Raw genomic sequence first — 21,520 nt, 5'->3', positions numbered from 1 at the left:
CAAGCGTCAAGTTTTGAGGGCGGGAGAGCGGCAGGTTCAAGGCAAAGACCCTTGGCACCAGCCTATATGAGCGCTAAGCCCGCAGCTTGCAAGAAATAGTGGAAGGCGGTTGATCATGAGCGTCGAAGAACGGCTACAGGATGTCAGGTCGCGGATCGCAAAGGCGGAGAGATACGCAAAGCGTCCAGCAGGTTCGGTGAGTCTTGTGGCGGTGTCAAAGACCTTCGACGGCGATGCCATCCGGCCGGTCATTGCCGCCGGCCAGCGCGTGTTCGGCGAAAACCGCGTGCAGGAAAGCCAGGGCAAGTGGCCGGAGCTGAAGGCGGAGACGCCGGATATCGAGCTGCACCTGATCGGCCCGTTGCAATCCAACAAGGCAGCCGATGCCGTGGCGCTGTTCGACGTCATCGAAACGGTGGACCGCGAGAAGATCGCCCGGGCACTTGGTGAGGAGATCAAGAAGCAGGGCAGGGCGCCGAAGCTCTACGTGCAGGTGAACACCGGGCTTGAGCCGCAGAAGGCGGGGATTGATCCCAAGGAAACCGTGCAGTTCATGGAATTTTGCCGCAAGGACCTGGGGCTCGCGATCGAAGGGCTGATGTGCATCCCCCCGGCCGAAGAGAACCCTGGACCACATTTTGCGCTGCTGCAGAAGCTCGCCAAAGAGTGTGGCGTGGAGAAGCTTTCAATGGGCATGTCGGGCGACTTTGAAACAGCTGTTGAGTTCGGCGCAACCAGTGTGCGCGTCGGTTCGGCTATCTTCGGGTCGCGCTGACGCGAGCTACTAGCCCTTGGTCGGGCTTCCCCCGCCCTTCTAGACACTTTAGATTAGCTGCATCTAGGCAGCGCAGTGTAACGGGAGGAGCAGATGCAGAGCCGCTATTTCGAGGTGTACGGTGGCTGGCAGCAGGATCCGGAAGGGTTCTGGGGGAAAGCCGCCGAGGCAATCGACTGGTTCAAGCAGCCGGAGAAGATCTTCGATCCCGAGCAAGGCGTTTATGGGCGCTGGTTCGTCGGGGGCGAAACCAATACCTGTTATAACTGTCTCGACAGGCACGTGGCCGCCGGCCGCGGCAACCACCGGGCCTTCATCCACGACAGCGCCATGACAGGTGAGACCCGCACCTTCACCTATGCGGAAACGCTTGTCGAGGTTCAGGCGATTGCTGCCACCTTGCTTGACCTCGGCATTCAAAAGGGCGACCGCGTCGTCATCTACATGCCGATGGTGCCCGAGGCGGTGTTTTCCATGCTGGCCTGCGCTCGAATTGGTGCGGTGCATTCCGTCGTCTTTGGCGGGTTTTCCGCGCAGGAGCTCGCCGCCCGCCTGGACGATTCGGAAGCGAAACTGGTGATCAGCGCGAGCTGCGGCCTCGAGCCGGGGCGGGTGGTTGCCTATAAGCCACTTCTCGACCAGGCGGTGGAGATGGCGCGCCTCAAGCCGAAGAACTGCCTCGTCCTGCAGCGACCGCAGCTCCAGGCGGAACTCAGCGCCGAACGAGGCGAGCTCGATTTTGCAGAAACCGTTTCCAAGGCGCGCGGCCAGCAGGTCGATTGCGTGCCGGTCAAGGCAACTGATCCCCTCTACATTCTCTACACATCCGGCACCACTGGCCAGCCCAAGGGGGTCGTGCGCGACAATGGCGGGCACATGGTGGCGCTGCAGTGGAGCATGTTCAACATCTTCGGCATGAAGCCGGGCGAGGTTTTCTGGACCGCTTCCGACATCGGCTGGGTCGTCGGCCATTCCTACATCGTCTATGCGCCGCTGCTGACGGGCAATACCAGCGTCATCTTCGAAGGCAAGCCGGTGGGCACGCCCGATGCCGGTACCTTCTGGCGCGTCGTCCGCGATCATGACGTGAAGGTGCTGTTCACGGCACCGACCGCCTTCCGGGCAATTCGCCGTGATGATCCGGATGGCGAGCTCATTCAGCATTACGACCTCAGCGGCATGCGGGCGCTGTTCCTGGCCGGTGAACGGGCAGACTCTGAAACGCTGCGCTGGGCCGAGGAGAAGCTGAAGGTGCCGGTGATCGACCACTGGTGGCAGACCGAGACCGGGTGGCCGATCGTTGCGAACACCGTCGGATTGGGCCTCATGCCGGTCAAGCATGGTTCGCCGACACAGCCGATGCCAGGCTATGCGCTCGACGTGCTGGATGACGAGGGCAAGCCGGTGCCGCGCGGCATGCTTGGCAACATCGTCATCAAGCTGCCGCTGCCTCCCGGCTGCCTGGTCAGCTTCTGGAACGCGGATGATCGCTTCCGCGACGCCTGCCTGAAAGAGTTTCCCGGCTATTACAAGACAGCGGATGCCGGCGTGATCGACGAGGAGGGGTATCTCTTCGTGATGGCGCGCACGGATGACATCATCAACTGCGCAGGCCACCGGCTTTCCACCGGCTCCATGGAGGAGGTCTGCGCCAAACATCCCGATGTTGCCGAGTGTGCGGTCATTGGCGTCCACGATGCCACCAAGGGGCAGATTCCCTGCGGTTTCCTGGTGCTGAAGAACCATGTTTCACGGGAAACAGCTGATATCGCCAAGGAAGTGACCAACATGGTTCGGAGCGAGATCGGACCTGTGGCGGCCTTCAAGACGGTGATGGTGGTGCACAAGCTGCCGAAGACGCGGTCAGGCAAGATCCTGCGTGGCACGATGCAGAAGATCGCCGACAACATGCCGTGGAAGATGCCGGCAACCATCGAGGATCCGACGGTGCTCGACGAGATCACGACGATCCTGAAGGAAAATGGTTATGCGAAGGACGGCGGCAGCCTGAAGCAGAGCGCCTGAAACAAAAAAGCCGCGGGATCAGCTGATCCCGCGGCTTTCGTATGATCCTGGAGACGGTGCTTAGAAGCGATCTTCGTCTTCATCCTCGTCGCGGCGGGTCGACTTGAGCGAAGAGAGCTTCGCGAAGACGGCATCCGCATCGATTTCTTTTTCTTCTTCACGCGGGCTGCGGTAGCTGAAGTCGAGGTTTTCGGTCTCGGTTGCCGGCTGCAACGATGCGCCGAGTTCGGCAGCGGTCGGCAGCGGACGGCCCTTGGATGCCTTCTCCACTTCGAGATCGAGATCGATCTGGCTGCAGAGGCCAAGCGTCACGGGGTCCATCGGCGTCAGGTTGGTGGAATTCCAGTGGGTACGCTCGCGGATCTGCTCGATCGTCGACTTGGTGGTGCCGACGAGACGCGAGATCTGGGCGTCCTTCAGTTCCGGATGGTTGCGAACCAGCCAGAGAATGGCGTTCGGGCGGTCTTGGCGCTTGGAAACCGGCGTGTAGCGCGGGCCACGGCGCTTGGTTTCCGGCACGCGCACCTTCGGCTCAAGCAGCTTGAGCTTGTAGTTGACGTCCTTTTCGCCACGCTGGATCTCATCGCGGGAAAGCTGGCCGGTGGCAATCGGGTCGAGGCCCTTGATGCCCTGGGCCGCTTCGCCATCAGCGATTGCCTTCACCTCAAGCGGGTGAAGCTTGCAGAACTGCGCGATCTGGTCGAACGAAAGTGCGGTGTTATCGACAAGCCAGACGGCGGTGGCTTTCGGCATCAGCAATTGTTGGGCCATGGGTATAGTTCCTCTGTCCGTCCGCGCCGGTGTCGCGGGCCGTGGGTATCAACCACAATTTCCGGGAATTCACCGCCGTATAATCGAAATGACACAGAATGTAAATCTTCCGTTGTGTCGGCGTCTCAAATTGCCCCTTCGTCTAATTGTGGACCTTGTTCCTCCTGTTGTATGGGCGATAAGCTGCTGACGGGTGGAGTCGCCAGTTGCTTGTCACAAGGAGGAGTTAATGTCCGAAAAAGTGTATCCGGTTCTCAAGTCCGCTCGTGCCAAAGCCCTGATCGACAAGGACAAGTACGAGAAATGGTACGAGGAGAGCATCGAGGATCCGGACAAGTTCTGGGGCAAGCACGGCAAGCGCATCGATTGGTTCAGGCCTTACACCAAGGTCAAGAACACCTCGTTCAAGGGCAAGGTATCGATCAAATGGTTCGAGGACGGGCTCCTCAACGTTTCGTATAACTGCATCGACCGTCACCTGAAGACCCATGGCGAGCGCACGGCGATCATCTGGGAAGGCGACAATCCGTATATCGACAAGAAGATCACCTATAACCAGCTCTATGAGCAGGTCTGCCGCCTCGCCAACGTCTTGAAGAAGCATGGCGTGAAGAAGGGCGACCGCGTCACGATCTACATGCCGATGATCCCGGAAGCCACTTACGCGATGCTCGCCTGCGCCCGCATCGGCGCCGTGCATTCGGTCGTGTTCGGCGGCTTTTCACCCGAAGCGCTTGGCGGGCGTATCGTTGACTGCCAATCGACCTTCGTGATCACCTGCGATGAAGGCGTGCGCGGCGGCAAGCCGGTGCCACTGAAGGAAAACACCGACAAGGCGATCCATATCGCGGCGCGCCAGCATGTCATCGTCAACAAGGTGCTGGTGGTTCGCCGCACCGGCGGCAAGACCAACTGGGCCACCGGCCGCGACCTCTGGTATCACGAGGAAATCGCAACGGTGAAACCGCATTGCGAGCCGGTGAAGATGAAGGCGGAAGACCCGCTGTTCATCCTCTACACCTCCGGCTCGACGGGCAAGCCTAAGGGCGTGCTGCATACGACCGGTGGCTATCTGGTGTTCGCGGCCATGACGCACGAATACACCTTCGATTACCATGACGGGGACATTTACTGGTGTACGGCCGATGTCGGCTGGGTCACCGGCCATTCCTATATCGTCTACGGACCATTGGCGAACTGCGCCACGACGCTGATGTTCGAAGGCGTGCCTAACTTCCCGGACCAGGGTCGGTTCTGGGAAATCATCGACAAGCATAAGGTCAACATCTTCTACACCGCACCGACGGCGATCCGTTCGCTGATGGGTGCCGGCGACGAGTTCGTGAAGCGGTCCTCGCGTGCCAGCCTTCGGCTTCTCGGCACGGTCGGCGAACCGATCAACCCGGAAGCCTGGGAATGGTATTACAACGTGGTGGGTGACGCCCGTTGCCCGATCGTCGATACCTGGTGGCAGACGGAAACCGGCGGCCATCTCATCACGCCGCTGCCGGGCGCGACCGACCTCAAGCCAGGATCGGCCACCAAGCCGTTCTTCGGCGTTAAGCCGGAGCTGGTTGATGCCGAGGGCAAGATTTTGGAGGGTGCGGCAGACGGGAATCTCTGCATTGCCGACTCCTGGCCGGGCCAGATGCGCACCGTCTATGGTGACCACGAGCGCTTCATCCAGACCTACTTCTCCACCTACAAGGGCAAGTATTTCACCGGTGACGGCTGCCGCCGCGATGAAGACGGCTATTACTGGATCACCGGTCGCGTCGACGACGTGCTTAACGTTTCCGGCCACCGGCTTGGCACGGCCGAAGTGGAGTCGGCGCTGGTTTCGCACAACCTGGTCTCGGAAGCCGCGGTGGTCGGTTACCCGCACAACATCAAGGGGCAGGGCATCTATTGTTATGTCACGCTGATGTCAGGCCATGAGGGCGACGATGCGCTGCGCCAGGAACTGATCAAGCATGTGCGCCAGGAGATCGGCCCGATCGCTGCGCCGGACAAGATCCAGTTCGCGCCGGGCTTGCCGAAGACACGTTCCGGCAAAATCATGCGGCGTATCCTGCGCAAGATCGCCGAGGACGATTTCGGCTCTCTCGGCGACACGTCCACGCTTGCCGATCCGGCGGTGGTGGATGACCTGATCGCCAATCGGCAGAACAAGACCAGCTAACAAGAAAGGCCATCCGGGAAAAACGGGTGGCCTTTTCAGTTGACAGGGCAAGCTTCGCGTGGCTTGCGCCCGCCGTCATAGGCGTTGACCAAACCGGCGCGCAGAAGGCCTTCGGCGGCGCTGCGCCCATCCGAGAGAATGACATCGGCGACGATCCGCCCGAAATACTTGTCGCCGGAGATATGGGTGAGCTGGATCTGCGGCGAGGCCGAGGCAAGGATCTCCAGCGCCTGGCGGGCGTTCATGCCGGCCTCGCTAAACCGCGCGCACTTCGACTTGATCTCCGGCGCGTCGATGCCGCGGATGCGGACATAGACCTCCATCTTCTGCTGCGGCCAGGGCCGGGCCTCCACCAGCAGAGTGTCCCCGTCAATTACGCGCAGGATCTCGGCGGCGACGGGACCTGCCACTTCCTCCCGCGCCAAGGCAGGGGCGGAGGCAACGCCAACAAGGACGAGTGCGAGCAGCAGGGCGCGAGTCATGCAAGGAATAAATTCCAATTATGAGATCACGTCAATAGGAATTTATGCCTTCTCAGAAATCGATGGCGCGGCCGTTGATTTCCCAATCGCCGAAGCGGGCCGGATCTGCACCGCCGCGTCCGCCGAATTCTTCCGGCATGGCGGTCTTGGCTTCGGCCTGCCGACGTTCTTCCGCTTCCTTCAGCGCACGCTGCGCAGCCGGTGACAGGACCTTTGGCTCTGCGGCCTGGTCTTGAGCCGTGGCGCCGTTATCATTGTCTGCGTTCTGCATGGTCAAGATCACTGGAAGTTTATTGAAAAGGATGATGGATCAGACCACATATTTAGGACGTTCCCGACCTTCAGAAAACCCCTGACGATTTCTTGAAGACCGGCATAGGAGAGATGACGATGAATGTAATGCGCACCGCCATGCTTCTGGCCTTCATGACGGCCCTGTTCATGGGCGTTGGCTTCCTGATCGGCGGCAGGGGCGGCATGATGATCGCGCTGCTGATTGCGGCGGGCATGAACCTGTTTTCCTACTGGAATTCCGACAAGATGGTGTTGTCGGCCTATCATGCGCAGGAGGTCGATGCGCGCACGGCACCGGAATTCTACAACATGATTCGCGACCTGGCTGCCAATGCCGGCCTGCCGATGCCGAAGGTCTATATCTACGACAACCCTCAGCCGAACGCCTTCGCGACCGGCCGCAACCCTCAGAACGCGGCGGTGGCGGCGTCGACCGGGCTCTTGCAGCGCTTGAGCCATGAGGAAGTGGCGGGCGTAATGGCGCATGAGCTGGCGCACATCCAGAACCGCGACACGCTGACCATGACGATCACGGCGACGCTTGCCGGTGCCATCTCGATGCTCGGCAACTTCGCCTTCTTCTTCGGCGGCAACCGCGAGAACAACGGCAATCCGCTCGGTTTCATCGGTGTGCTTGTGGCGATGATCGTGGCGCCGCTTGCCGCGATGCTGGTGCAGATGGCGATCAGCCGCACGCGCGAGTATTCGGCCGACCGTCGTGGCGCGGAGATTTGCGGCAACCCGCTGTGGCTTGCCTCGGCGCTTGCCAAGATTGCCGGCTCGGCTCAGGTGATCCCGAACTACGAGGCGGAGCGTAACCCGGCCACGGCGCATATGTTCATCATCAATCCGCTTTCAGGCGAGCGCATGGACAACCTGTTCTCGACCCATCCCAACACGGAAAACCGTATCGCGGCGCTCCAGCAGATGGCTGGCGGCTTCTCCAGCGGCTTTGGAGGCGGTGGGTCGACGGGAAGCCGCCGTGCTGCTAGACCGCAGCGCACTGCGCGTTCCGTACCAAATACGGGTGACAACTCACCCTGGGGCCGCGGTCGGGATGAACCGCGCAAAGGGCCCTGGTCTTGAACGAAAAGAAAAACAACACCTCGTCCAACTTCAAGCCGAAAAAGAAGACCGAGGGTGCTCGGCCAGACCGGCCGGCGCTCAAGCCCGGCCTCGAAGTGCGGGCAACGGCCGCCAAGCTGCTGGCCGCCGTTGTCGAGCGGAAGATTTCCCTCGACGGCATGCTGGACCTCACCCACGGTAACCCTGCGTATAAAGCGCTGAGTGACGCGGATCGGGCGCTGACGCGCGCGATCCTGACGACGGCGCTTCGCCACCTTCCGCGTCTGGAAGCAGCCATAGCCTCGCTGATCGGTTCGCCGCTGCCGGAAGGCGCACGGGCGCTGCATCATGTGCTGGTCGTGGCGGCCGCGCAGATCCTGCATCTCGACGTGCCGTCGCATGCCGCCGTCGACCTGGCGGTCGAACAGGCGAACCGTGATCCGCGCAACCGGCGTTTCGCCAAGCTCGTGAACGCCGTACTGCGCCGGCTGGTGCGCGAGAAGGATGAGGTGCTGGCAGCGACGGCCGCTGTTTCTCCGGTGCCGGCCTGGTATTCCAAGCGTTTGACGGCTGCCTATGGCGTAGATGAAGCAGCGCGGATTGCCGAGGCGCAGCTCGTGCCGCCTGCGATCGACCTCACCGTCAAGTCGGACCCACAGGGCTGGGCAGAGAAGCTGGACGGAAAGGTGCTGCCGACCGGCAGCGTACGCCTCGCATCCTTCGAGGGGGCCGTCTCGGGGTTGGAAGGTTATGGTGACGGTGAATGGTGGGTGCAGGACGCAGCCGCGTCCATTCCCGCCAAGCTGTTTGCCGAGCTCAAGGGAAAGCGGATTGCCGACCTTTGCGCCGCACCCGGCGGCAAGACGGCACAGCTGATCGCCGGTGGTGCTAAAGTCACCGCCGTGGAGCAGTCGCCCAACCGTCTTGCGCGCCTGAAGGAGAATCTCGCGCGCCTCGGCATGCAGGCAGAACTGATTGGTGGCGACCTCTTCAACTACAAGCCGGACACGCTTCTCGACGGCGTGCTGCTCGATGCGCCCTGTTCTTCGACCGGAACGACGCGCCGGCATCCGGATGTGCTCTGGACGAAGGGTCCGGAGGATATCGCCAAGCTTGCCGCGCTCCAGGAGCGGATGCTGCGCCATGCGGTGACGCTGGTAAAACCGGGGGGTGTGGTGGTGTTTTCCAACTGCTCGCTTGATCCGGCCGAAGGTGAGGACCTGGTCGAACGGGTGCTTGCCGACAACCCGCACCTGCAGCGCGTGCCGGTGGACGCAAAGGACTGGCCGGGCCTTGAGACGGCGGTCACCGAGCTTGGGGAATTCCGCACAACGCCGGCCATGCTGCCGGGCGACGAGCGTTTTGCCGGTGGCATGGACGGCTTCTTCGCCAGCGTCATCTGGGTCGCTTCGTAAGCTTTTATTCACCATAAGAGCGCACCATTTCGCTTTAGCTAAAATTGATTCCGGTCTCGGCCTCCGGTCGAGCCATCGTGGAGTGATTCAGATTGATGATGCGGCTCGCCGACCGCCGGAGGATGTTCTCTTCCGGCCTGCGGGAGATCGGACGGCGCCTTTGTCGGCGCAGCGTCGGATTTCGGCTGGCCGTCACTTCCTCCATGCTCCAGGTGCCCGACCGGCTGATCGTTGCGCCGACGGACCTGAGGGCGCTTGATCCCTTCGTGGCCGAAGAGATGCTCGAAGGGCGCTACCTGCTGGCCGGACGCGTGCTCGAAACCCTTGGCCATTCGCCATTTACCGTCGACTTGCCATCGCATTCCTTCGCCGAACGGCTGCATTCCTTCGCATGGCTGAGGCATATCCGTGCCAACAAGACGGAAGCGGCCTGTGCACACGCCCGCCAGCTGGTTGGCGAATGGATCGCCAGGCATGGGAAACGCCGCCGGGGTGTGGCCTGGGAGGCCAACGTGCTTGCCGAGCGGGTGATCGCCTGGCTGTCGCATTCCACCGTGATCCTGCAGGGGGCCGAGGCCGGCTTCTATCGCCGCTTCATGAAAAGCCTCGCTTACCAGGTGCGGTACTTGAGAAAGCTGATCGGATGCACGCCAGCGGGGGAAGCGCGGCTGCGCATGCGCATCGCACTTGCGATGGCGTCGATCTCCATGCCGACGCGCGCCGCCTATATCCGCCGCGAGGGCAACCGGCTGGACCGCGAGTTGGAGCGGCAGATCCTTGCCGATGGCGGTCATGTTTCGCGCAATCCGCGCGCCATTCTCGACCTGTTGATCGACCTGCTGCCGTTGCGCCAGACCTATATCAATCTCGGGCACGACCTGCCGCAGAAGCTGATACCAGCGATCGACCGCATGTATCCGGCGCTGCGCTTCTTCCGCCACCAGGGCGGCGATCTTGCCCTGTTCAACGGGGCGACGGCGACGCCAGCCAGCGAGCTCATCTCCGTGCTGCGTTACGACGAGACGGCAGGCAAGCCGTTCAAGGCGCTGCCGCACATGAACTACCAGCGCCTGTCGACCGAAGGAACGACGATCATCGTCGATACCGGCCACCCCTCCTCGAGCGACCTGTCACGTGGCGCCAATGCCGGCTGCCTGTCGTTCGAGATGTCGTCCGGCCGGCACCGCTTCATCATCAATTCCGGCACGCCGAAAAATGGCTCGCGCAGCTACCGCGACGCGGCTCGCTCCACGGCGGCGCATTCCACCGTCACGCTGAACGAAACCTCGTCGAGCCGTTTCTCAAAGTCACGTCTCACGGGCCCGTTGATCATCGGCGGCGTGTCGGACGTGCAGGTCGAGCGATGGGAGGATCCACACGGTAACGACTGGCTGCGGGCAAGCCACGACGGTTACCTGAACGAGTTCGGATATCTCCATCAACGCGAGATCGGGCTGGCTGCCAAGGGCAACAAGATCAAGGGACATGACCGGCTTCTCGTGCCGGAAGGAAAACCTCAGTGCGACGAGATCCTGAGCGCTGCAGCACGCTTCCATATCCATCCAGCAATCGCTCTTTCCCGCCAGGACAACGAGAGCGTTCGCATGCGCGCGCCGGACGGCGAGACTTGGATCTTCACCGCGCCCGGGCTGCATGTGATGATCGATGAGGATATCTTCTTTGCGGATGTTTCCGGCGTGCGGCCGAGCCAGCAACTGGTGATCGAGCTGACGCTTCCGGAGACCACCGACATCCGCTGGATGCTGCGCCGCGGCGAATAGGGCGTTTCCTCTTTCCCCAAGCTATGGTAACCGGCCCCATCGTAGCTCGCGCACGGATATTGCCCCGTGCCTTTCAGGAGAGAGCAATGGCTGTCGCTTCCAAAAAAATCCCCGCTCCCGATCATGTGAAAGTTCGCACCGCCCTGCTTTCCGTTTCGGACAAGACCGGCATCATTGAACTGGCGCAGGCGCTGATCGAGCAGGGCGTAAAGCTGCTGTCGACCGGCGGCACCCACAAGGCGATTGCGGCGGCGGGCCTTGCGGTAACCGACGTTTCGGAGGTCACCGGTTTCCCGGAAATCATGGACGGGCGCGTCAAGACGCTGCATCCGAACGTGCATGGCGGCCTGCTGTCGATCCGTGATGATGCCGAACATGTTGCGGCGATGAAGGAGCACGGCATCGAAGGCATCGATCTTGCCGTCATCAACCTCTATCCGTTCGAGGAAGTGCGTGCAGCGGGCGGAGATTACCCGACGACCGTCGAGAACATCGACATCGGCGGGCCGGCGATGATCCGCGCATCAGCCAAGAACCATGCCTACGTGACGATCGTCACCGATCCTTCCGACTATCCGTCGCTCATCGAAGCGCTGCGTTCCAACGACGGCCAGACGGCGTATGCTTTCCGCCAGAAGCTTGCCGCCAAGGCTTATGCCCGCACGGCCGCTTACGACACGGCGATCTCCAACTGGTTTGCCGAGGCGCTCGATATCGAGATCCCGCGCTACCGCACCATCGGCGGTATCCTGAAGGAAGAAATGCGCTATGGCGAGAACCCGCACCAGAGCGCCGGCTTCTATGTGACGGGCGAAAACCGCCCGGGCGTTGCGACGGCGAGGCTCCTGCAGGGCAAGCAGCTTTCCTACAACAACATCAACGACACGGATGGCGCCTTCGAACTGATCGGCGAGTTTGCGCCGGAAACCAGTGGTCCGGCCTGCGCCATCATCAAACATGCCAACCCTTGCGGCGTGGCTGTCGGGCCGACGCTGAAGGACGCCTATCTGCGGGCGCTGGCCTGCGATTCCACCTCGGCCTTCGGCGGCATCATCGCGCTCAACCAGTTGCTGGATGCCGAAACGGCTGAAGAGATCGTCAAGCTCTTCACCGAAGTCATCATCGCGCCCGACGTCTCGCCTGAGGCGCAGCGAATCATCGCAGCCAAGAAGAACCTGCGCCTGCTGGTGACAGGTGGCCTGCCTGACCCGCGCTCGCGCGGCCTCACCGCCAAGACCGTTGCCGGCGGCCTGCTGGTGCAGACCCGTGACAACGGCATGATCGAGGACATCGATCTTCGCGTGGTTACCAAGCGTGCACCGACCGAAACCGAACTCGCCGACCTCAAGTTCGCCTACAAGGTTGCCAAGCATGTGAAGTCGAACGCCATCGTTTACGCCAAGGATGGCCAGACGGCCGGCATCGGCGCCGGCCAGATGAGCCGCATCGATTCCGCACGCATCGCCGGCCTGAAGGCCGAGGAAGCGGCCAAGGCCATGGGCTGGGCGCAGCCGCTCACCAAGGGCTCGGCAGTTGCTTCGGAAGCCTTCTTCCCCTTCGCTGACGGCCTCTTGTCCGCCATTGCTGCGGGCGCCACGGCCGTCATCCAGCCGGGTGGCTCGATGCGCGATGATGAGGTGATCGCCGCTGCCAACGAACACAACGTGGCGATGGTCTTCACCGGCATGCGCCACTTCCGGCACTAAGCGCCTCTCAAGCCAGCTTCTCCCCGGGTGCGGGGAGAAGGATTTATCTCGCGGGACGATCCGCGGGATAGGGTGTTGCAAGCAGGAGCAGCAGCCCCCCGAGGAGGAAGACCAGCAGGGTCGACATTCCAAGGCGGGCTGAATCGGTCGCATAGGTGACGGCCGAAAAGGCGAGGGTGGCGAGGAAACTTGTTGCCCGACCTGACAGGGCGTAGATGCCGAAATAACGCCCGGCTTCATCCAGCGCGACGCTGCGGGCGAGATAGGACCGCGACGACGCCTGCACTGGCCCAAACGATAGGCCAATCAGCAACCCAAACACGACATAGGCCTTTTCGGCGGCAGTGCCGAACAGCCCGCCGGCGTCCGCGCCGGGCAGTTGCCACAGGCCAAAGAAGGTATAGCCCGGTCCGGTGGAGACGATGCCGAGCGTCGCGGCGACCAGGATCACCAGGCTGATGACAACGACCGTCTTTGAGCCCATCCGGCGATCGAGCGCGCCGGCGACGATGCAGCCGAAGATCGCCACGACATTGATCAGAATGCCAAAGATGCCGATCTCGATTGTCGCCCAGCCGAACATGCCGGCCGCGAAGGCGCCACCGAGGATCAGCACGCCGTTGACGCCATCCTGGTAGAACATGCGGGCGATGAGAAACCTAGTGATGCTGCTGCGCTGGCGCAACTCGTCCAGCGTGCCCTTGAGCTCGGAAAGGCCGCTGCGCACGGCCTTGGCCAGCGGCAGGCCCTGCTTGGCATCCGGCGTGAAGAAAAACATCGGCAGGATGAACAGGAAGAACCATACGGCCGCGAGCGGGCCGGTGATGCGTGCATCCTCGCCTCGGGCGGGGTCGAGCCCGAAGAGCGGCGGAATGCCGATCAGCGTCCGTCCGGTATCCGGGTTGGCGGCGAGCAGCGTCACAACGGCGATCAGCACGATCATGCCGCCAAGGTAACCCAGCCCCCAGGCAACGTTGGAGATCCGGCCGACCTCATCCTTCGACACGAGGCGCGGCATCATGGAATCGTTGAAGACGGTCGAGAACTCGGCGGCGATCGAGGCGAGGATCATGAAGATCATCGGCCAGATGATCGGCGAGCCGGGTTCGGCGAACCAGAGGGCGGCAAGGCAGGTGATCTTCACCACCGCAAAGGCGGCGATCCATGGCTTGCGCGGGCCGGATTGGTCGGCGATCGAGCCAAGGATCGGCGAGAAGACGGCGATGATGATCGAGGAGATCGTCGCCATGTTGCTCCACGCTGCCTGCGCGGAGACTGGATCCTCGGTGAGGCGGGCCACGAAATAGGGCCCGAAGATGAAGGTGGTGACAACGGTGAAGAAGGGCTGGGCTGCCCAGTCGAACAACATCCAGCCCCAGATGCCGCGCCGGCTTGCGGTCGTCGGCACATCCTCAACGCGAGCGACCATCCCACCCTCCAGCCGTGCTTGTGCGGCTCTTGTCCTACATCGCCGTTCGGTGCGCAAGATCGTTGAGAAGGCCGGCGGCGACGGTGATCTTCGGCAGCGTGAGGTCGCTTCCGTCGCTCAACGCGACGATCTCGGCACCGAGGCGATTGACGCGGATGCGGTCCGCCGCATGCCATGCCTCCACCGGCTTCTTTTCCTTCGGATGGCTGGACAAGGCGGCGATGACTATGTCGCGGCGTGCTGAACCGATCTGCTGCAGGCTGCGGGAGAGCGCCAGGCTTTCATAGTGTTCGGAGGTCGTGATGCGCTCGCCGGCACTGATCAGGCGATCGACCCGGAGCTTCTCGGTGACGGCGAAGTAGCTGTCGGCGGCGCGTGCCAAGGTTTCGCCCGTACGTTCGGCGATCAGCATGATTTCCGGCACCAGTACCAGGGTCGGCAGGAGCAGGATCTCGCGGGCAAGCTCGGCCGGAGCCCCCTGGGCTTCGAGTTCGGAGGCGCGGGCGGCATTCTCCACCATCTCCCGGGTGCCGATCGCGCTGCGCATGCCCTTGAGTGCCGCCTTCAGCCGGGCAATGGTTTCGGCCATGGCGCCGGCACCCGCCTGGGTCTGCAGGATGAGATAGGTTGCGCCAACGAAGACACGGCTGACGGCGGCGTAAAGGTCGTTCTGGACCTGGCCTGAGATCTTTCCATCGAGCGTGTCGATCGCAGACCAGAGGGCGGGCAGGTCGAAGCCGTCGCGGGCAATGAAGGCAGCCTTCACGACATTGGCAGCGGTAGCGCCGGTCATGTCGCTGATCTGCTGCACGAAGCCGGGTCCGCCGCGGTTGATAGCTTCGTTGGCAAGCGTCGTGGCGATAATCTCGCGGTGCAATCGATGGTTTTCGATATCGGCCGCATGCGCCTTCTGCATCTTGGCCGGGAAGTAATCCTTCAGGACGGCTGAGAAGTAGGGATCATCCGGGACGGTGCTGTCGATGAGGGCGTCGAAGAGGACGATCTTCGAATAGGACAAGAGCACGCCGATCTCCGGCCGGGTCAGCGGCCGGCCAGACTGGTAGCGTTCGGCCAGTTCCGCGTCATCGGGAAGCGTTTCCACCAGGCGGTTCAGCTGGCCCTGGGACTCCAGCACGGACATCAGGCGCGATAGTTCTTCCCGATTGCCGGTGCCCTTCTTTTCCGCGAGGGAGATCGAAAGCGGCTGCAGGTAGTTATTGCGCAACACCAGATTGGCAACCTGATCGGTCATCGAAGCAAGCAACTGGTTGCGCTTCTCGCGCGTCAGGCGGCCGTCCTGCATCGCCCGGTTCAGGGCGATCTTGATGTTGACCTCGACGTCAGAGGAGTTGACGCCTGCGGAGTTGTCGATCGCATCGGAATTGCAGCGCCCGCCATTCAGCGAATAGGCGATGCGGCCCTTCTGGGTAACGCCGAGATTGGCGCCTTCGCCGATGACGCTGGCGCGAACTTCGGTGCCGTTGACACGGATCGCGTCATTGGCGCGGTCGCCGACTTCCGCATCGGTTTCCGATGCGGCCTTGATATAGGTGCCGATGCCGCCGAACCAGAGCAGGTCGACCGGGGCCTTCAGGATCGCTGTCATGATCTCAAACGGGGTGGCGGCCGTCTTCTCCAGTCCGATTGCGGCAGCGGCCTGGCTCGTCAGCTTCACCGACTTTTCCGTCCGGGAGATAATCATCGCGCCGTCGGAGAGGGCCGAGCGGTCGTAATCTTGCCAGCTCGAGCGCGGCAGGTTGAACAGCCGCTCGCGCTCCGCAAACGATTTCTCCATGTCCGGATCGGGATCGATGAAGATATCGCGGTGGTCGAAGGCGGCGATAAGGCGGATCTTGCGCGACAGCAGCATGCCGTTGCCAAAAACGTCGCCGGACATGTCGCCCACACCGGCGACCGTGAACGGCGTCGTCTGGATGTCGATGTCCTTCTCCCGGAAGTGGCGTTTGACCGCCTCCCAGGCGCCGCGGGCGGTGATGCCCATCTTCTTGTGGTCGTAACCGGCCGAACCGCCAGAGGCGAAGGCGTCATCGAGCCAGAATCCAGCTTCCTGCGCCAGCCCGTTGGCGGTGTCGGAGAAGGTTGCGGTGCCCTTGTCGGCCGCGACGACGAAATACGGATCGTCGCCATCGATGCGGACGGTGTTGTCCGGGCCGACAACCTCGGTGCCGACGATGTTGTCGGTGATCGAAAGAAGCGTGCGGATGAAGGTCTTGTAGGCTTCCTTGCCGGCGTTGAAGAAGGCATCGCGCGAGCCGCCCACCGGCAGCATCTTGGGGAAGAAGCCGCCCTTGGCGCCGACGGGAACGATGACGGCGTTCTTGACCTGCTGTGCCTTCACGAGGCCGAGGATCTCGGTGCGGTAGTCTTCGCCGCGATCCGACCAGCGCAGGCCGCCGCGCGCCACCTTGCCGAAGCGAAGATGCACGCCTTCGACCTCCGTGCCATAGACATAGATCTCGCGGAACGGCCGGGGTTCGGGCAGGCCATCGAGCAGCTTTGGGTCGAGCTTGAAGGCCAGCATCCTGTTCGGCTGGCCGTTTTCGTCGTGCTGGAAGTAGTTGGTGCGTAGCGTGGCATCCACCGCATTAACGAAACGGCGCAGCGTGCGGTCCTCATCGAGATTCGGCACCTGGCCGAGCGCTTCCTCTATCTCGGCGTGGCGTTCGGTCAGCTTCTTTGTACGTGCCTTCTCTGCGATCTTGGGGTCGAAGCCTTCGCGGAAGAGCTGGAAGATCGAGGCAGAGATGCCCGGGTACTTGTTGAGGACGTCCGCGATATAGGTCTGCGAATACACGATGCCCGTCTGGCGAAGGTATCGTGAATAAGCGCGCAGCACCGTGATCTCGCGGGCGGAAAGACCAGCGAGCAACACGAGCCGGTTGAGGCTGTCGTTATCGATGAGGCCATTGAAGGCCGAGAGGAAGGCTTCCTCCAGCAGAGGCCCATCGCGCAGGAGATCGACGGCGCGCTCGTTGCCGAGCTGCAGCTCCATGTCATGCAGGACGACAAGCCGGGCCTCGGGCCCGACATGGATCTCGAAGGTCTGCTCGCTGACGACATGGAAACCGAGATTTTCGAGAAGCGGCACGCGGCGCGACAGCGACAGGTGGCGCTCGGCATGGAAGATCTTCAGCGAGATCGTATCGGCGGCATCGGTCGGACGACGGTAGAAATTGATGCGGATCGTTTCACCATCCGCGCAGGCGGCGATGTCCGGCAGGTCCTCGAAGGTTTCTTCCGGCGTAAAGGCTTCTTGGAAGGCGTTGGTCACGGAAAGTCGCGGGCCAGCGTCAGCAAGCGCTGCGAAGCGTTCCTCCCACGGAGTGGCGATCAGCCGGATCGCTTCCTCAAGCTTTGGCTGCGGGATGCGCGGTGTCTTGCCACCGCGCCGACCGATGATCATGTGGACGCGCGCGGACGTGCCTTCCGGGAAGGCCGGGTAATAGGCTGAGACGTGACCGTCGAACACGTCGGCCAGATAGGTGCCGATCTTCTCGCGGACGATGGAATTGTAGTCCTCACGAGGGACATAAACGATAACCGACACGAAGCGGTCGAAATGGTCGATGCGCGGCAGGACGCGGACCCGCGGGCGCTCGCTCAATTCCATGATCTGCTCGCAGAAGCGGGCAAGCAGGTCGGTGTCGATCTGGAAGAGGTCGTCGCGCGGATAGGATTCCAGCGTGTTCTGCAGCATGCGCCCGGAATGGCTGTCTGGGTCGAAGCCGAAATGGCTCTCGACACGGGAAACCTTGGCGCGCAGCAGCGGGATTTCGCGGACCGAATGGGTATAGGCCGTTGCCGTGAACAGGCCGACAATCCGCAACTCGCCGACGACATTGCCTTTCTCGTCGAAGCGTTTGACGCCGACATAGTCCATGTAGACGCGCCGGTGGACGACGGACTTGACGTTCGCCTTGGTAACGATGAGGAAATCCGGACCATCCAGGAATTCCAGGATTTCCGGCGTCGTTGTTACCTGATCCTTGCCGAGGCGCAGAACCAGGACATCCGGGTCGGAGAGGATGCCGAGGCCGCGACCCTTGCCTCGCTCGACCGTGGCGTTGGCACCCTTGCCGGAATACACATATTCCCGCATGCCAAGGAAGGTGAAGTTGTCGTCCCGCAGCCAGTCGAGGAAGGCGAGCGCCTCATCACGGTCGGTCTGGCGGCGGCCCTTGGCGCTGGAAAGCTGCTTTTGTGCGCCGTCGAGAACCTCCAGCATGGAGGACCAGTCGGTGATCGACAGATGCACCTGGTCGAGAATGTAGCGGATCCGCTCGACGAGATGGTTCGCCTGCTCCTCACCCAGAAGAGCGATGTGAATCTGGATCAGGCTGACATGGTGGGCCGGATTGCTCGGCTTTTCCTTCGAGCGAAGCACCGGCTCCTTGCCGGGCTCAAGGGTGAGGATCGGGTGGACCGCCATCAGCAGGTCGCGGTGGCTCGCGGCGACTTCGCCCATCACCGAATCGAACAGGAACGGCATGTTCCGGTCTACAACCGTGAGGATGCAGACCTGCTGGCCGTTCGGCTCGACACCTTCGACGGTTTCGACCGTCACGTCGGGATTGATACGGCTCCAGGCCTGAAGCCTCTTGCCGGCATGCCTGGCAGCCAGCGCCAGCATTTCCGGCGGGTAGTTCTCCAGGTCATCCTCGCTGGCGCGACCGAACAGGATGACGGGGTCGAGGCTTGGCCCTTCATTGCCCGCCAAAAGCTGGCGTGCCTTTTCGAGCTGCTTTTCCCGCTTCGGATTCTGTCTGGCCGCCACTTTTTCCTCCCGGTCGGTCTATCGTCGTATTGCTTTTGTGCAGTCTTGCTTATGCGGTGGCAAGGTGGCCGCTCTTGGGCGGAGCGCGAACCTTTGCCTCCCTCGTTGATGTCGTGTTGACATGCCGAGGCGAAAAACCGATCAACGGCCCTACGTAGCTGACATTCCAGCCAAGCCGGAAGCGAAACACATGCAAGACAGCAGCAAGGCCGTCATCGTCATTTCCAGCCATGTGGTGCGAGGTTCGGTGGGAAATCGCGCAGCCGTTTTCGCGCTGGAAACGCTTGGTTTTCCCGTCTGGGCAATGCCGACCGTGGTTCTTCCGTGGCATCCCGGTCATGGACCTTCTACTCGGTTGACTTTCCCCGAATCAGATTTCGACAAAGCTATAGACGATCTCATTCGCGCGCCATGGCTGGGTGAGGTAAAGGCGGTGCTGACGGGCTATTTCGGCAATGCCGGGCAGCCGCGTGCGGTGGCGCGCCTGATCCGAGCGCTGAAGGAAAAGAATCCGGACCTGCTTTATGTCTGCGATCCCGTCATGGGCGACCTTGGCGGGCTCTACATTCCGCAGCCGACGGCCGAAGCCATTCGTGACGAGCTGATCCCGCTTGCAACGATTGCGACGCCCAATCGCTACGAGCTCGCCTGGCTCTCGGGCGCCCCGCTCGAAACCAATGCCGCGATCATGGATGCGGCCGTGGCGCTTGGTCCGCCTCGCATTCTCGTGACCTCGGCCGTGCCGATGATGGCGGGAGGCACGGGCAACCTCTACCTTACCGGAAAACATGCGCTGCTCGCCGAGCACCGCCTGATCGACAATCCGCCGAACGGGCTCGGCGACCTGCTGGGCGCCTTGTTCACCGGCCGGATCCTCGCAGGCATGGACGAGGAGAGAGCGCTTCAGCTCTCGACGGCAAGCGTGTTCGAGATCCTGGCGCGCACGTCCAAGCGCGGTGGCGACGAACTGACGCTCGAAACCGACGCGAACAGCCTCTCCACGCCGATGGCGATGGTACAGATGCGCCGGCTCGTGCATCCGCTGCAAAGCAAGCGCCAGCGTTAGGTCACTGGCGCAGAATCACGGTTGATCTTCGACTGGCACCGTTGATCTTCGACTGGGTGAGGGATAAGCGTTTTAGCCATGACCGATTTTCCAAACAGGCTTCTTGCGGGTTACCGCAACTTCATGAGCGGTCGCTACACCGACGAGCGTGAACGCTACCGGCTCCTGGCTGAAAAGGGGCAGAAGCCCCACACGCTGCTGATTGCGTGTTGCGATTCACGCGCGGCGCCGGAAACCATCTTCGATTGCGGTCCGGGCGAGCTCTTCGTGGTCCGCAACGTCGCCAACATGGTGCCGCGCTACGAGCCGGACAGCCAGTTCCACGGCACGTCGGCGGCAATCGAATATGCCGTGCAGGTGCTGGAGATCGACAATATCGTGGTGATGGGCCATGGCCGCTGCGGGGGCATCCAGGCGGCGCTCGACCCGAACCTCGAGCCGCTTTCGCCCGGTGACTTCATCGGCCGCTGGATGTCGCTGGTGCGGCCGGCCGCCGAACAGATCCAGAGCAACAACCTGATGACGGCAAGCGAGCGGCAGACCGCGCTGGAGCGCGTCTCCATCCGCAACTCCATTGCCAACCTGAAGACGTTCCCGTTCGTCCGCAACGGGATCGAAACCGGCGCGCTCGACGTCCATGGCGCCTGGTTTGATATTTCGACCGGCGAACTTTGGGTGATGGACGAGCAGGGCGACTTCATGCGCCCCGAGCTTAACGGCGTAAACGTTCAGGCCGAGCAGACCTCGGCCTGAAACTTTACGGTCTTTTCTGATTACTTCCCGTCGATCTGCGCGCCGAGATAGGCGATGGCGCGCTGATAAACGCTTGCAGCGTTCCATCCCTGGATGGCGACGAAGTTCGGCTCACCCGGCTGGTAACCAGCACCCGGACGCCAGCCATGGCCCTTCAGGAAGTTTGCGGTCGACGCCAGTGCGTCGGCACGCGAGCGGACCATATCGACATGGCCGTCGCCGTCGCCGTCAGCGCCGTAGCGGATGACGTTGAGTGGCAGGAACTGCGTCTGGCCGATTTCGCCATGGGCGGCGCCACGGGCATTTACGCTAAGATCACCGCGGGCCACGAGCTGAAGTGCTGCGTAAAGCTGTTCGGTGAAATAGGCAGAGCGGCGGCAGTCGTAAGCGAGCGTTGCAACAGCCGAGAGCGTGTGCTGGTCGCCCATGAAGTTGCCGAAGCCGGTTTCCATGCCCCAGATCGCCAGCAGCGGACCTGCCGGCACGCCGTAACGGCGCTCGATCGACGCCAGCAACTGGGCCTGGTTCTTCTTCATGGTCTTGCCGCGCGAAACAATCGCCGCTCCGCCGCGCTTCTTCAGGAATTCCTCGAAGGAAAGCTTGAAGCTTTTCTGGCCGCGGTCAGCGCTGATCGTGGCGCGGTTGTAGGAAACGTTGGCGAAAGCACGTTCCACGACCGACGGGTTGATGCCGTTGGCGGGTGCCACGCGCTTGAATTCATCGACCCAGCGGGCAAAGCCGGAAGAGTCATTGCCGCATTGAAGGGCAGCCAGTGCTGGATTGGCGGTCATGAAGCCCGAAGCGATCAATCCTGCCAGCAATATCTTTTTCATGCTGTCAAACCCGTTTCTAATGCCGGGCCGCTCGGCCGGAAGCGCCCGGAATGTGTGCTGAAGGCGGCCTTATGACGGTGCAAACAAACAATCGCAAGCCTGAGGCTCATGAATAGTTCGTGAACCCGGTGCGATGACAAGTAAACCC

Annotated in this window: 15 protein-coding genes; 9 read left to right on the top strand and 6 right to left on the bottom strand. The window is 62.1% G+C overall.

Annotated features, from left to right (window positions below):
• Window positions 1-115 precede the first annotated feature (115 nt).
• Together CYG48_RS14985 and CYG48_RS14980 are read left to right on the top strand one after the other, a co-directional pair.
• Window positions 116-775, top strand: coding sequence for a YggS family pyridoxal phosphate-dependent enzyme (locus CYG48_RS14985; RefSeq protein ID WP_118851103.1), 660 nt, complete (start codon window positions 116-118; stop codon window positions 773-775).
• 93 nt (window positions 776-868) lie between these two features.
• Window positions 869-2,800, top strand: a complete 1,932-nt coding sequence (locus tag CYG48_RS14980) for a propionyl-CoA synthetase (protein WP_118851102.1) — start codon at window positions 869-871, stop codon at window positions 2,798-2,800.
• 60 nt (window positions 2,801-2,860) lie between these two features.
• Here CYG48_RS14980 and CYG48_RS14975 read toward each other — a convergent pair whose 3' ends face one another.
• Window positions 2,861-3,571, bottom strand: a complete 711-nt coding sequence (locus tag CYG48_RS14975) for a DUF1013 domain-containing protein (protein ID WP_118851101.1) — start codon at window positions 3,569-3,571, stop codon at window positions 2,861-2,863.
• 229 nt (window positions 3,572-3,800) lie between these two features.
• Between CYG48_RS14975 and acs the strand changes: the two genes are divergently transcribed.
• The gene (gene acs, locus CYG48_RS14970; RefSeq protein ID WP_118851100.1) at window positions 3,801-5,753 is read left to right on the top strand and encodes an acetate--CoA ligase; all 1,953 of its coding nucleotides are present in this window, start codon (window positions 3,801-3,803) and stop codon (window positions 5,751-5,753) included.
• Window positions 5,754-5,788: 35 nt separating this feature from the next.
• Here the strand turns inward: acs and CYG48_RS14965 are convergent, their stop codons facing one another.
• Together CYG48_RS14965 and CYG48_RS14960 are read right to left on the bottom strand one after the other, a co-directional pair.
• Entirely contained in the window at window positions 5,789-6,235 is a 447-nt protein-coding gene (locus tag CYG48_RS14965) for a thermonuclease family protein (RefSeq protein WP_118851099.1), read from the bottom strand.
• Between the two features lie 52 nt (window positions 6,236-6,287).
• Complete coding sequence (locus CYG48_RS14960) at window positions 6,288-6,506, bottom strand: DUF1674 domain-containing protein (protein WP_118851691.1); 219 nt, start codon at window positions 6,504-6,506, stop codon at window positions 6,288-6,290.
• A 119-nt stretch (window positions 6,507-6,625) separates the two neighbouring features.
• Here CYG48_RS14960 and htpX point away from each other — a divergent pair, with 119 nt between their 5' ends.
• The 4 genes from htpX to purH all read left to right on the top strand — a co-directional run bounded on the left by htpX (window position 6,626) and on the right by purH (window position 12,496).
• Window positions 6,626-7,615: a zinc metalloprotease HtpX gene (htpX, locus tag CYG48_RS14955; protein WP_118851690.1), complete on the top strand. Its 990-nt coding sequence runs from the start codon at window positions 6,626-6,628 to the stop codon at window positions 7,613-7,615.
• Complete coding sequence (locus CYG48_RS14950; RefSeq protein WP_445304341.1) at window positions 7,606-9,009, top strand: RsmB/NOP family class I SAM-dependent RNA methyltransferase; 1,404 nt, start codon at window positions 7,606-7,608, stop codon at window positions 9,007-9,009. The genes htpX and CYG48_RS14950 overlap by 10 nt, the downstream gene beginning before the upstream one ends.
• 98 nt (window positions 9,010-9,107) lie before the next feature.
• A complete protein-coding gene (locus CYG48_RS14945; RefSeq protein WP_118851689.1) occupies window positions 9,108-10,790 on the top strand; it encodes a heparinase II/III family protein in 1,683 nt (560 codons plus the stop codon).
• Between the two features lie 86 nt (window positions 10,791-10,876).
• A complete protein-coding gene (gene purH, locus CYG48_RS14940; RefSeq protein ID WP_118851097.1) occupies window positions 10,877-12,496 on the top strand; it encodes a bifunctional phosphoribosylaminoimidazolecarboxamide formyltransferase/IMP cyclohydrolase in 1,620 nt (539 codons plus the stop codon).
• 43 nt (window positions 12,497-12,539) lie between these two features.
• On the opposite strand, the gene CYG48_RS14935 is transcribed toward purH, so the two are convergent.
• Window positions 12,540-13,925 carry an MFS transporter gene (locus CYG48_RS14935; protein ID WP_118851096.1) on the bottom strand — a complete coding sequence of 462 codons (1,386 nt, stop codon included), beginning with the start codon at window positions 13,923-13,925 and terminating at the stop codon, window positions 12,540-12,542.
• Window positions 13,926-13,959: 34 nt separating this feature from the next.
• Window positions 13,960-18,720: an NAD-glutamate dehydrogenase gene (locus tag CYG48_RS14930; protein ID WP_118851095.1), complete on the bottom strand. Its 4,761-nt coding sequence runs from the start codon at window positions 18,718-18,720 to the stop codon at window positions 13,960-13,962.
• Between the two features lie 190 nt (window positions 18,721-18,910).
• On the opposite strand from CYG48_RS14930, the gene pdxY reads away from it, so the two are divergent.
• Complete coding sequence (pdxY, locus tag CYG48_RS14925) at window positions 18,911-19,786, top strand: pyridoxal kinase PdxY (protein ID WP_118851094.1); 876 nt, start codon at window positions 18,911-18,913, stop codon at window positions 19,784-19,786.
• A 78-nt stretch (window positions 19,787-19,864) separates the two neighbouring features.
• Window positions 19,865-20,539 carry a carbonic anhydrase gene (locus CYG48_RS14920; RefSeq protein WP_118851093.1) on the top strand — a complete coding sequence of 225 codons (675 nt, stop codon included), beginning with the start codon at window positions 19,865-19,867 and terminating at the stop codon, window positions 20,537-20,539.
• A gap of 20 nt (window positions 20,540-20,559) precedes the next feature.
• On the opposite strand, the gene CYG48_RS14915 is transcribed toward CYG48_RS14920, so the two are convergent.
• On the bottom strand, window positions 20,560-21,372 hold the full coding sequence (locus CYG48_RS14915) for a lytic murein transglycosylase (protein WP_118851092.1): 813 nt from the start codon (window positions 21,370-21,372) through the stop codon (window positions 20,560-20,562).
• Window positions 21,373-21,520 lie beyond the last annotated feature (148 nt).

The organism is Neorhizobium sp. SOG26 (genome assembly GCF_003491345.1).
Lineage (GTDB): Bacteria > Pseudomonadota > Alphaproteobacteria > Rhizobiales > Rhizobiaceae > Neorhizobium > Neorhizobium turbinariae.
This window is presented reverse-complemented; position numbering and strand designations above follow the sequence as displayed.